The organism is Ruegeria arenilitoris, from assembly GCF_013032445.1.
GTDB classification, from domain to species: Bacteria; Pseudomonadota; Alphaproteobacteria; order Rhodobacterales; family Rhodobacteraceae; genus Ruegeria; species Ruegeria arenilitoris_F.
Map to the genome: position 1 here is coordinate 1 of NZ_WQCA01000055.1, position 8,931 is coordinate 8,931.

The window sequence follows — 8,931 nt, forward strand, 5'->3', positions numbered from 1 at the left end:
TCTCTCCGAGTGGCGCGGTCTTTGCGCGGAATAAGGGGCAGTCATCCTGTCCTTACAGAGACTGGTTCGCATTTGTCTGGCAGCACCGATAAAGACGCTGCATTTTCCATGCCCGATTTCTGATACAATACGGCACCCTAATTTCAACCAAAGGATGAAATCCAGCGAGCAACTGATCTTCTAAGGATGCCTGTTGTACATATGTCAAAGGAGACGGATTTTTGCCCGGTACTTCGCTACTCAGTACGCAACGATCTCATGTTATGGTCCGCGCAAGATGAGTTCGAGAGGTTTCCGGACTGGCTCATGCGGCGAACGGCAGCAATGTGGGCTGCAATTGCAGAATTGAAAGACGGTACGCAAGGTCTGCAATGGGCTGTCATCCGTGTGCTCAGTCATTGGCGGGGCAGGGACTCTTTCTGCAACGGCTCCTGGGTCCGCTCGGAGCCCTTTTTGCCGGATTGCTGCTCCGCCGCGAATGCATGGTTTCCGACATCGCGGATGACACTCACGCCCCCCATCCATTATCCTTCGCTTACGTAGTGAGGAGCAAATGCGATGGGCACTTTGATCGTTACCGAAGCCGAGTTAAGAAGTTGCCTTCCGATAGACCAAGGGGCACTCGAAGCAACCGAACTGTCCTTTTCATGGATTTCGGAAGGGCGCGTTTCGATGCCTCCGGTAATGCATATCGACATTGATGAAGATAGTGCCGTCGATACGAAAGGTGCATGTGTTGATAGCCTTGAGCATCTTGCGGTTAAAGTCGCCACCGGCTTCTTTCGGAATCCGCAGATCGGACTGCCTAGTTGCAGCAGTATTATTGCTTTGATTAACGCAAAGACTGGTGCCTTTGATTGTGTATTTCTAGACAACGGGTACTTGATGAACCTGCGCACCGGACTTGCAGGTGCGGTGGCCGTCAAACATCTGGCACCCAAGAAAGTCACAACCGTCGGTGTGGTCGGCACCGGCGTGCAGGCGCGATATCAGATCGAAAGCCTCGCCCTGGTGCGTGGGTTTGTCCGCCTGTTGGTTTTCGGGCGCAGTGCAGCGTCTGTTTCGAACTACTGCTCCGAAATGTCGGATAAGCTCGGAGTTCCGGTGGAACCTTGCCAATCTCTCTCGGAGTTGGTGACCGCCGCGCAGATTGTCGTCACCACGACGCCTGCGACAGAGTCTATCATCATGGCCGAGTGGCTCCACTCCGATTTGCACATCACTGCTATGGGGTCTGATCTGCCAGGCAAACATGAACTACACCCGAAAGTACTTGAGCGTGCGGAGGTTTTGGCTTGTGATGTGTTTGATCAGTGCGTGATAGGCGGTGAGCTCCAGAATTTGGGCGACGCCAGCAGAAAGATTTAAGAACTTGGTGAGATCATTTCAGGAACGGAACAGTTTTCGCGACCAACTGGTGCCGTGACGATCTGCGATTTGACGGGAACCGGCGCACAGGACACTGCAATCGCCGTAGAAGCTTTTTTCCGTGTAAAGGCCGCCAATTTGGGCAATTCGCTCTGAAGATTAGTGGAAGCGGACATCCGCCACCATGCACCGAACGGCAGCTTCGTCTGCATAGCCAACACTTGCGCCGTCTTTCACCTCGCTGTGGCTACACAAGTCCGGTTTGAGCCCATAGCGACCGATGCTGCGGTCGCCATCAACGTCGGCGATGCGCAAAAAGCAGACTTTGCAAAGTTGAGCTGGCGACCATCAGCCAAATTCGAGAAGTCGATCTTGATGCCGCATCGCGATCAGTCTGTCAGTTGAAGAGCCTGGCACTTCTGTGCCCAGTCGGGACAAATATCCGATGTAATAATATGATCTGATGAGAGGCATTTTTGCAGGCACCTATTTTTCTGTGGGAGGACACTGCATGATAATGCGTATATTTCAGGTGCGAGTTAGAGACGGCAAGGAAGAAGAATTTACAGAGTTCTTCTACAAAACCGCGATTCCAATGATGAAAGGAACCGAAGTGATCGTTCAGGTTTTGCCTGGTGCACCACACGGCGATAGCCCAAGAGATTTTAGTTTTGTGATGGTCTGGAAGGACTTGGTGTCACTCAAAGCTTTCGTTGGCGAGGACTATAATTCTCCCCATATCGACCCTGCTGAAGCTGAGTTGGTCGAGAGCAGGCTGATCAAACACTACGATTTGGTGGAGTGATCCATGGTTCTGGATAAAGCAACCGAATTCACCGGTTCTTGCGGGTGCGGACAATTGACCTATCAAATGTCTTCGCCACCAATGTTTGTTCATTGTTGTCACTGCAAGGAATGTCAGAAGCAAACCGGGTCCGCCTACGTTCTAAATGCCGTAATCAAAACAGAGCGCGTGACGTGGAGAGGCGAGGCTACCAATCACACGCTGGCTACTCCAAGTGGTAAAGGCCAAAAAATCACAAGATGCGCGATATGTGGTACGGCTGTATTCAGCGAGTACATGGTGAGGCTAGGTAAAGTTAGGTACATTCGTGTTGGCACACTGGATAACCCTGACCTTTGTCCACCGGACGCACAGATATTCACATCTAGCAAACAGTCTTGGGTTCCACTTAACCCTGATATCCTGAGCTTTGAGAACTTCTACGAATTCAAAGAGGTGTGGCCCGAAAACGCCTGGACAAGGTTGAACGCGGTGTTTAGCGACTGACCATAAAAATGAAAGTTCGCCTCAAGCTATGACCCGCCGCCGAGTAAAAATAAGCGAATGGCCCACGCGAGCCCAAATCGGATACGTTTGAGATCGATTTTCATCACAAACTGTCCTGCCACAGCGAAACGTTGTTCTTATTCAGGCAAGCCGGCTAGTCGCAAAGACGCACAGTCTTTCTCCAGCCTTTCACTATCAGAGAAAAGTTGAGTTTTTGCCCAGTCCGAAATGGAAAACTGAGGGCGGAATTTCATCACATTCCTTGCCTCATCGCGAGCGGCGTCGAGGTTTTCCGTCTCGACATGGACGATTACGAGGTCAAGGTGTCCGAAGCCTTCAACCCTTTGGCCATACTCTGTAAACGCCTTCTTGGCTTCCTCGTATTGACCGTCGAGCCGAAGGGCTAAACCCAAAACGCCCGCGTACCAACCTGGATAATGAGGGTTGAGGGTAATGGCCTGCTGCGCGACGCGGATCGCTTCTCTTTCCCGTCCATTGAACGCCAATGTGAGTGACAATCTGGCCGCCACATCAGCGTGGTTCGGATTGAGAGCCAGCGCTTTATTGAATTTTCCGACAGCCGATACCAGCTTGCCATCAATTGCATCAGCAAAACCGGCAATAGCGTGAGCCTCTGGGTTGTAGCTATCTATTTCCAGAGCCTTCTGCGCGCAGTCCCGAGCCTCTGTCAGCGCCGCAGGCCGGTTAGCAACAAAACCATGTCTTGCTTCGACAGTGCAAATGAAGCCCAAAGTACAAAGAGGAGCGGAGTAACCTGGATCGAGTGCAATAGCCTGTTGTGCAAACCGACGAGCGTCGGCCTGTGCTTCCCTAGTAATTTTGCGCGAGGCTTCCACGGCCTTCAGTTGAGCAGTCCACGCGCCTAGGTTTTTCGTGCCGGCCCCTCTGAAACGTGCCATTTCTCCCGCCAACAGTTCGACTTGTAGTTCGGTTGCAATCCTAAGAGCGATTTCATCCTGAACCTCGAATATGTCTTCTATCAGGCGGTCAAACCGATCTGCCCAAATGTGCATTCCGGATTTCGCGTTTATTAGCTGCGCTGTGATCCTCACTCGGTTCTCGCTTTGACGGACACTTCCCTCAAGAACAAGATCGACACCTTGCTCCAGACCGACCTGTTTCACGTCAACGGAGCGACCCTTGTATACGAATGTAGAGTTTCGTGCGACGACCAGTAAGTTCGGGAGTTTTGACAGAGTGGTGATGATCTCTTCGGTAATGCCATCGGCAAAAAACTCCTGATCGGGGTCAGAAGAAAGATTATCAAAAGGTAGGACGCCAATGAGCCGAGACGTCGCATGGCCGGCCGGTGCCACTCTTGGTGGGGCAGAACCTGGAGGCGACCATTGAAAAACTTCGATTGCCGATGGAGCATTCTTGAACTGTCGCTCTCCAGCGCGATGGAATTGCTCTGCGAGGCGCTCGTCAAGGCTGCGATGGACGACATCTGAGATTAATACAGAATCTTCATTGGAAGCTTCTTGCAGCCGCGCAGCTATGTTGATTCCATCGCCGAAAATGTCATCTTCGTCGAATACGACATCTCCAAGATGAACACCTACTCGTAGTTTCAGTGAGGACTGAGTTGACACTTGGCTTTGAAGGTCAAGCGCGCACCGCACTGCGTCAGATACCGAGTTAAACTCGACAATCCATCCATCACCCATTCTCTTAACGATACTACCGCGATGATCGCTAACCAAGGGATCAAATAACTCTCGACGTAGAACACGAAGTTCGCTGAGAGTCCTGTTTTCATCTGCCTTCATCTGGCCTGAGTAGTTTACTACATCGGCCGAGAGTACTGCGGAAAGTCTGCGGTCTCCGTTCATGTCTATTCGTAACGCAAAACAGGTCGCGTGGAAAAGACTACATGACTTCCCGGACTTCACGCATTTCCTTGCAAGCGGCTTGATACACAGCTGGAAACTGTAAAGTCTGATTACGAATCTAGGGTTCGGGCTGCGAACTGACGCTGATGCCAAGGGCGGAGAGCGTCAGTAAAGAGCCCTGAGCGAACCTCGTATTCAGGCAGTTGGAGTAAAAGGCCGCATCATCTATCCTCGAACGCATGTCGGACAAGGGACAACATTTGCAACGAAGGTTGGCGGCGATACTAGCAGCGGATGTCGTTGGGTATTCGGCGCTCATGCATAAAGATGAGCAAGCCACAATTCTAATGCTTGATCACCTCGAAAGCGACATCGTCACCCCAACGATAGCAGGCCAATCTGGTCGTGTCGTAAAGAGTATGGGCGATGGTTGGCTGGTGCAATTTGACAGTGCGGCGCAAGCTGTAACCGCAGCCTTGCAGCTACAAGAGCAGTTGGCTGAACACTCGTTAATGAACATGCGGATCGGTGTTCATGTGGGTGACATCACAGAAAAAGGTGATGACATCCTGGGTGACGGTGTGAACATTGCCGCACGGCTTGAGAGCATTGCGCCAACCGGTGGCATCGCAATTTCTGAACCCGTACATTTGAACCTCGAACATACTCTGGCAGACGCTTTCAAAGCAGTTGGGAAAAAGAAGCTCAAGAACATCCAGCGCAGCTTGGATGTGTGGGTTCACGATGGACCACACCTGTGTGCATCGCAAAGCTCAACTTCTTTCACAGAGACGAGCTTGCCAAAGCTCTCCATTCATCCTGTCACGTGCAGCGACCAACGCGCTGAGCTAAAGGAAATGGCCGCTGCTCTCACTTCAGATTTTGGTTCTTATTTTCGAACGATCAACTGGTTAAACGCGGCAATAACCTCCACGGAAACATCGGAAGGATATGCACTTCGCTGCGTGCTGCGCGGACACGGCGACCGATTGCGTCTGGAAGCCCGCTTAGATGACTCTTCTGGTTCCGAAATCTGGACTCAGAAGTTCGACGGTTTGGTCGAAGTTATCTTCGATTGGCAAGACGAGGTCGTGGAAAAGCTGTTGGATGCCGTTAGTGGGGTCTTGATCCAGGTGCTCACCGCAAAGCTCTCTCCTTTACCTGAAGACGAACTGACTGCCGAGCAGTGCGTCCTGATGGGCATGATCGCCTGGTCGGATGCCGGCATCGACAGCTACGAAGAGACCTTGTCGTACCACGCCAGGGCCATCGAAGCCAAACCAACCCTCGCTGCCGCCTATGCCGAAGCTATTTGGACAATGAATGGCGCGAGAACCTATGATCTTCGTCGCGAACTGTCATCCTATTACGAGAAACTACCACACTGGATCGAGGCAGGACGACACATGGCGGGGCAAAGTCCGACGCTTGATCTAAGTGTTGCTGTGGCTGACTACAATATAGACGGTGATGCGGATCGACTTTCCGTGGCGCTGGAGCAAATCCGGTAACGAGCACCATTAGATGCCCGCCTTCATTTGTTTATGGGTTGGGGATACAACTGGGCCGGGTTTCCTAAAATGGCATTGAGCTGCTTTCAGACGGCGCTTCGGTTGGGCCGATATGGAGCCGTTTTCGTGGGCGCTTCCGGGGGTGCCGCCACCTCTTGCGTAATGCTTGGTCGAGACCGCGATGCTATCGCCTTCGCAGAGGCGGGTTTGCGCTTCTCAAAGAACTATGCCGCACTCCACAGCACTAGGGCCGCTGCACACGCAATGCTTGGGGAATCTGAAAAAGCGTCTGCGGCTTTGGCGCAAATGCTGCAAATGGAACCTGGTGAAACGATCTCAAAGTGGCGAAGCAACGTGGACTACGGTGGCTCTGAAGGCGCTGAACGCTACTTTGAGGCGCTTCGCCGGGCAGGCTTGCCAGAATAGCGGTTCTGGAACCAAGTTGCGCTGGCAAAACCAGCAGCTTGATCGCGCATCTTGGTGGCTGCAAAGCTCGGATTTGAATGTCCGCTTCGGGCTGTCTGCGGCCCTCCGGCGCAAACGGACCAACGGCGGAAAAGCCCCGCACTGTGTGAGTGCATAGTCCAGAATTTCCTGCACGCTGCCTGAATGACCGAATTTCTCTCTGCATTGCGGCGGGCGCTTTTCCGCAGTGCGGCGAATTGGTGCATTGTATGCACGCGCAGCAAGTTTTTGACAGTTCCGTTGTGGGCTCGAACCAGACCTTCGATGCGGCTGGCGCAAATGGCCGCTCTGGGCCGTCCTCGAAGCTCCTTGGTAGGTTTCACCTTTGGATGCTGCGCTGCCTCCGAGGTCGGCAGGGAGCCCACTTTGACCGATGCCGCGCGATGCCCCAATTACAGCAATGCGCAGAAACCGGACATTGCAAAGTCTAGTAGACGGCCCAAAGCGGCCACTCGGCGCTGCACCGCGCGTTGAGCGCTTGGGTGTCCTGAACGCAGCTGCGCTGGTTCATTTTGGTGACGACAACTATTGCAGTTTGAATATGGAATTGCACATCTCTTTGAGGATGACGTGTTCATCGGTCCAAAGCCGCAAGTATTCGAGCATCTCGTTCATATGGGTCCTCACGGAAATGAACGACCCCATCCTCGACCCACGCAGTCCAATAGGTCAAAAGGACGGGCATGGGCTCGGGTAGGTTAACGCGCGTTGTCTTCCCGCTATCCAGAATGGATTGCATCTTTTGCCGGCTCCAGTCGGGCTCTCCCTCCATCAAAAGGCTGGCAAATTCGAACGGATACTCAAGACGCACGCATCCGGAACTTAGGTTCCGCTCATTTCGGTCGAAAAGACTGCGGTCGTTGGTATCATGCAAGTACACAGCGTATTTATTGGGAAACATGAACTTGACTAAACCTAACGCATTGTCTGGGCCCGGCTGCTGAACCAAAGTGACGCCGGGGTTCTTTGCCCCCCAGTTCACTGCGTTGGCAGGAATCGTCTGTCCGTCTTTGTTCCGAACTACGTAATTGTTGCGCGCCAGATAGGCTGGGTCCTTGCGGATGCGCGAAAGCTTATCCTTCCGAAAAATCGAGGCGGGAACGGTCCACGTCGGATTGAATTCCATATATTCAATTTCATCTCGGAACACTGGGGTTTTTCGGTAGGCTGATCCCGTGATCGACCGAGTGGTCCAAACCGTCCCATCGGACGTGACCAAGTAAGTACGAGCGCCTGCAATGTTTACTAGCACGAATTCTTCGTCGATTTCCCGCATGAGCCAGCGCCCTCGTTCCAGGCTGAGCCGCAACTTATTTATGCGATCTTCGACAGGTTTGTTGAGAGACGCGAAGGTCTTACCGCCAACGACGCCATCTGCCTCCAAGCCGTGGCGATTTTGAAAGGTTTTTACCTGTTGCACCAAATTATCGTCATAAACCCAAGCTGGATTTATACCGTTGTGGCTGATTTCTGGAAATTCATTTGTTCCATCGTAGCCTTCTGTCGCTAGCCTTTTGCGCAGTTCGGCGACGGCAGGATCCACCATTTCCGGCTTCAGAACCGTCTCTTCGGGGACCGTGTTCCAGCCCCCCTTTGAGGCGATAGCTCTGTATTTGCTCAATGCATCAACGAGCATAGTATATTGCGCGTTGTCGATATCGATGCGTTCAATTAAAGCGCTGAAGCCTTCACCCTGAAGATATTGGCTCAATACAACGGAAGGGTCTTGTTGAATTACTGGCTTTGAGAAATTCCAATCGTCGTCTAGCGCATTTGGATCGACTTTTCCAAACACCAAATGGTGTACGAGTTTCACGGCCGCGTCAGTCGCCAGAATATCGAATAATGCTCGACTGGAGGCATCGCCACCCTGTGAAGCTTTGAATGCGGATCGAAGCTCTTCTAGTTTGAAGTCACTCGGCGTTAAGCCCTGATCAATTGCTCCACCCAACTCCTCAAAAAGCTCGTCAACCAATTCAAAACTGGTCCAAGCTGGCGTAAATTCTCTAGCCGTATAGAAACGAGGTACAAGGATTTCTGCGTCCAAACTCTTGCTGTTTGAAAGTGTACTACTCGCATTCGTATTTGACCGTAGAAGCGCTTCTATCTGTTCCGAGACTTGGTCTGCTGCGCCTAAATTGGGGCATGTCATCAGCGTTGCAGTCAGTGCAGTTGCAACTACTGATTTAAGAACTTTCATCATCCACTCCGCCACCTTCAATCTATATGTCGTTTCTTCATCGGAAGATACTTCAACATTATGTATAATCAAATTGGAATTTATTGGTCTCGGATCTTGCTCGCGCCGCGTCGACGACGGTCTTGTCAGAAGAAATTTGGTTGAGCGGGGCAGGGCGGTTGCGTAGCCTTTTGCCCATGACCAGACCAGCCTCCTTCAAATACTTTAAGACCAGTCCCGAGGTCATCCGTCTTGCGGTGATGT

The 8,931-nt window shown here is 52.1% G+C and carries 7 protein-coding genes and 1 pseudogene; 6 read left to right on the forward strand and 2 right to left on the reverse strand.

Annotation, left to right across the window (positions count from 1 at the left end; genetic code table 11):
* Nucleotides 1–558: 558 nt before the first annotated feature.
* The 4 genes from GOW98_RS24860 (at nt 559) to GOW98_RS26430 (ending at nt 2,659) form a co-directional block, all read left to right on the forward strand.
* Nucleotides 559–1,368 carry an ornithine cyclodeaminase family protein gene (locus GOW98_RS24860; protein ID WP_170337272.1) on the forward strand — a complete coding sequence of 270 codons (810 nt, stop codon included), beginning with the start codon at nt 559–561 and terminating at the stop codon, nt 1,366–1,368.
* Between the two features lie 162 nt (nt 1,369–1,530).
* Nucleotides 1,531–1,773 (forward strand): hypothetical protein, encoded by a 243-nt coding sequence (locus GOW98_RS24865; RefSeq protein ID WP_170337275.1) that lies wholly within the window; start codon nt 1,531–1,533, stop codon nt 1,771–1,773.
* Nucleotides 1,774–1,879: 106 nt separating this feature from the next.
* Nucleotides 1,880–2,173, forward strand: a complete 294-nt coding sequence (locus GOW98_RS24870) for a hypothetical protein (protein ID WP_170337278.1) — start codon at nt 1,880–1,882, stop codon at nt 2,171–2,173.
* 3 nt (nt 2,174–2,176) lie between these two features.
* Nucleotides 2,177–2,659: a GFA family protein gene (locus tag GOW98_RS26430; RefSeq protein ID WP_217359736.1), complete on the forward strand. Its 483-nt coding sequence runs from the start codon at nt 2,177–2,179 to the stop codon at nt 2,657–2,659.
* A gap of 137 nt (nt 2,660–2,796) precedes the next feature.
* On the opposite strand, the gene GOW98_RS24880 is transcribed toward GOW98_RS26430, so the two are convergent.
* Nucleotides 2,797–4,512: an adenylate/guanylate cyclase domain-containing protein gene (locus tag GOW98_RS24880; protein WP_254438174.1), complete on the reverse strand. Its 1,716-nt coding sequence runs from the start codon at nt 4,510–4,512 to the stop codon at nt 2,797–2,799.
* A 239-nt stretch (nt 4,513–4,751) separates the two neighbouring features.
* Here GOW98_RS24880 and GOW98_RS24885 point away from each other — a divergent pair, with 239 nt between their 5' ends.
* Nucleotides 4,752–6,023, forward strand: a complete 1,272-nt coding sequence (locus GOW98_RS24885; RefSeq protein ID WP_170337282.1) for an adenylate/guanylate cyclase domain-containing protein — start codon at nt 4,752–4,754, stop codon at nt 6,021–6,023.
* 1,039 nt (nt 6,024–7,062) lie between these two features.
* Here the strand turns inward: GOW98_RS24885 and GOW98_RS24890 are convergent.
* Entirely contained in the window at nt 7,063–8,688 is a 1,626-nt protein-coding gene (locus tag GOW98_RS24890; protein WP_254438175.1) for a L,D-transpeptidase family protein, read from the reverse strand.
* A gap of 170 nt (nt 8,689–8,858) precedes the next feature.
* On the opposite strand from GOW98_RS24890, the pseudogene GOW98_RS26490 reads away from it, so the two are divergent.
* A pseudogene (locus GOW98_RS26490) lies at nt 8,859–8,931 on the forward strand (IS6 family transposase); the annotation flags it as partial.

Excerpts from the sequence above, each read along its gene's own strand:
- GOW98_RS24860 (WP_170337272.1), top strand. The coding sequence starts at position 559 with ATGGGCACTTTGATCGTTACCGAAGCCGAGTTAAGAAGTTGCCTTCCG.
- GOW98_RS24870 (WP_170337278.1), top strand. The coding sequence starts at position 1,880 with ATGATAATGCGTATATTTCAGGTGCGAGTTAGAGACGGCAAGGAAGAA.
- GOW98_RS26430 (WP_217359736.1), top strand. The coding sequence starts at position 2,177 with ATGGTTCTGGATAAAGCAACCGAATTCACCGGTTCTTGCGGGTGCGGA.
- GOW98_RS24880 (WP_254438174.1), bottom strand. The coding sequence starts at position 4,512 with ATGAACGGAGACCGCAGACTTTCCGCAGTACTCTCGGCCGATGTAGTA.
- GOW98_RS24885 (WP_170337282.1), top strand. The coding sequence starts at position 4,752 with ATGTCGGACAAGGGACAACATTTGCAACGAAGGTTGGCGGCGATACTA.
- GOW98_RS24890 (WP_254438175.1), bottom strand. The coding sequence starts at position 8,688 with ATGAAAGTTCTTAAATCAGTAGTTGCAACTGCACTGACTGCAACGCTG.